General features: G+C 72.1%; 2 protein-coding genes. Both read left to right on the forward strand.

Annotation, left to right across the window (positions count from 1 at the left end; genetic code table 11):
• Nucleotides 1-220 precede the first annotated feature (220 nt).
• Nucleotides 221-1,366, forward strand: coding sequence for an ATP-binding protein (locus AC27VN_RS38940; protein WP_490880131.1), 1,146 nt, complete (start codon nt 221-223; stop codon nt 1,364-1,366).
• 1 nt (nt 1,367) lies between these two features.
• Nucleotides 1,368-2,428, forward strand: a 1,061-nt coding sequence (locus tag AC27VN_RS38945) for a DUF5682 family protein (protein WP_490880132.1), incomplete at its 3' end; no start/stop codon positions are given.

Genomic DNA, 2,428 nt, shown 5'->3' on the forward strand with positions numbered 1-2,428 from the left:
CGCTTCGGGCCCGGCCTCTACAACGCCGGCGCGGGCGAGGACCAGACGCTCGAGGTGCTGCACCTCGGCCACCCGTTCGGCGAACTCGACCCCATCGTCTTCAGCGAAGCGGTGCGCGACATCGACGCGCTGGGCGCGCGCTGAGGCGCGCTACGCCGCTCTGCTATGTTTGCGCGGGCACGACCCCGCGCCCCTTTCAGATCCGACACCGATCCAGACCATGGCCACCTCCCGCAAGCCGACCGATACCCCACCCACCGGTTCCCCTGCCCTGCAGCGCCCGCCCGCCGAGATCCAGTACGCCGCGCAGATCGCGCAGCTGCAGGCGCAGGACAAGGATCCGCGCCCGCCGGGCTGGGCCATGAGCCTGAAGGCCGCGCGCGCCTTCATCCTCGGCGATGCGCAGCTGGGCATCGCGCCGAAGATCGTGGCGCCGGTCGCGAGCATCGAGCGCATGCTGGTCACCCTGGCCACGGGCCGCGGCCTGATGCTGGTGGGCGAGCCGGGCACCGCGAAGTCGATGCTCTCGGAACTGCTGGCGACCGCGATCTCGGGCGTGTCCACGCTGACCATCCAGGGCGGCGCCTCGATCACCGAGGACCAGATCAAGTACGGCTGGAACTACGCGCTGCTGATCAACGAGGGCCCGAGCCCGCGCGCGATGGTGCCGGCGCCGCTGTACATCGGCATGCAGCAAGGCCAGGTGGTGCGCTTCGAGGAGATCACGCGCGCGCCGCTCGAGGTGCAGGACTGCCTGCTGGGCATGCTGTCCGACCGCGTGATGGCCGTGCCCGAGCTCTCGGGCGAGCACGGCATGCTCTATGCGCGCGAGGGCTTCAACATCATCGCCACCGCCAACACGCGCGACCGCGGCGTCAACGAGATGAGCGCCGCGCTCAAGCGCCGCTTCGACTTCGAGACCGTGTTCCCGATCCTCGACTTCGAGCGCGAGCTCGCGCTGGTGCGCGAGTCGTCGGCACGCCTGCTCGCGCAGAGCGGCATTCCGAAGACCGTGCCGCAGCCGGTGCTCGAGCTGCTGGTGGCCACCTTCCGCGACCTGCGCGGCGCGCCGGCCTCGTCCTCAGAGAAGAACGGCGGCGGCAGCGACGCCGCGATGGACCGGCTCACGGCCGTGATGTCGACCGCCGAGGCGGTCAACGTGGCGCATGCGGTGGGCGTGCGCGCCTGGTTCCTCGAGCAGCGCGAGGGCTCGCCGGCCGACCTGGTCGACTGCATCGCGGGCACGGTGGTCAAGGACAACGCCGACGACCGCGCCAAGCTGCGCCGCTACTTCGAGCAGAAGGCCGCCAAGCGCAGCGGCGAGCACTGGCGCGCCTACTACGAGGCCCGCCACCGCCTGCCCTGAGATGAACGCGCCCCACATCGTCGGCGTGCGCCACCACAGCCCCGCCTGTGCGCGGCTGGTGGCCGAGCGCATCCGCGCGCTGCGCCCGGCCCACGTGCTGATCGAGGGCCCGGCCGACTTCAACGCGCGGCTCGAGGAGCTCTACCTGCCGCACCGGCTGCCGGTGGCGATCTACAGCTACCTCTCGGCCGGCGAGACGCACCACGGCTCGTGGTCGCCGTTCGCCGAGCACTCGCCCGAATGGCAGGCGCTGCAGGCCGGCCGCGAGGTCGGTGCCGACGTGCGCTTCATCGACCTGCCCGCCTGGCACGACGCCTTCTCGCGCATGGAGAACCGCTATGCCGACGTGGCCGACACCCAGCACGAGGAACGCGCCGCGGCCTACGAGCGCGCGCTGACCGAGAAGCTCTCGGTGCAGGGCCGCGACGCGCTGTGGGACCACCTGTTCGAGGACGGCTGCGACAGCGCCGAACTCGCGCAACGGCTGTCCACCTACTTCGAGCACCTGCGCGGCGAGGACCCGGGCTCGCTCGGCAACCAGGCGCGCGAGACCATGATGGCGCGCTGGATCGCCTGGGCCATGGCGCAGCCCGCGGTGCAGGCCGGCGCGTCGGTGCTGGTGGTCTGCGGCGGCTACCACGCGCCGGCGCTCGCGCGGCTGTGGCCGGGGCTGCCGCCGCAGCGGCCCGAGACGCCCGAACCTGAAGTCGAAGACACGCCCGATGCCGACGAGGGCACCGTGGTGCGCTACGGCTCCTACCTCGTGCCCTACACCTTCAAGCGGCTCGATGCCTTCGCGGGCTATGCCTCGGGCATGCCCTCGCCGGCCTACTACCAGTGGATGTGGGAGCTCGGCCCCGAGGGCGCCGCGCACCGCGCGCTGCAGCAGGTGATGCAGCGGCTGCGCGACAGGAAGCTGCCGGCCTCCACCGCCGACCTGATGGCGGTGCACCTGCGCGCGCAGGGCCTTGCGCGGCTGCGCGGCCACGAGAAGCCGCTACGCTCCGACTGGCTCGACGCGCTGGCCGGCGCGCTGGTCAAGGAAGCGCTGGACGCGCCGCT

Source organism: Variovorax sp. 20P10.2.4 (assembly GCF_058244205.1).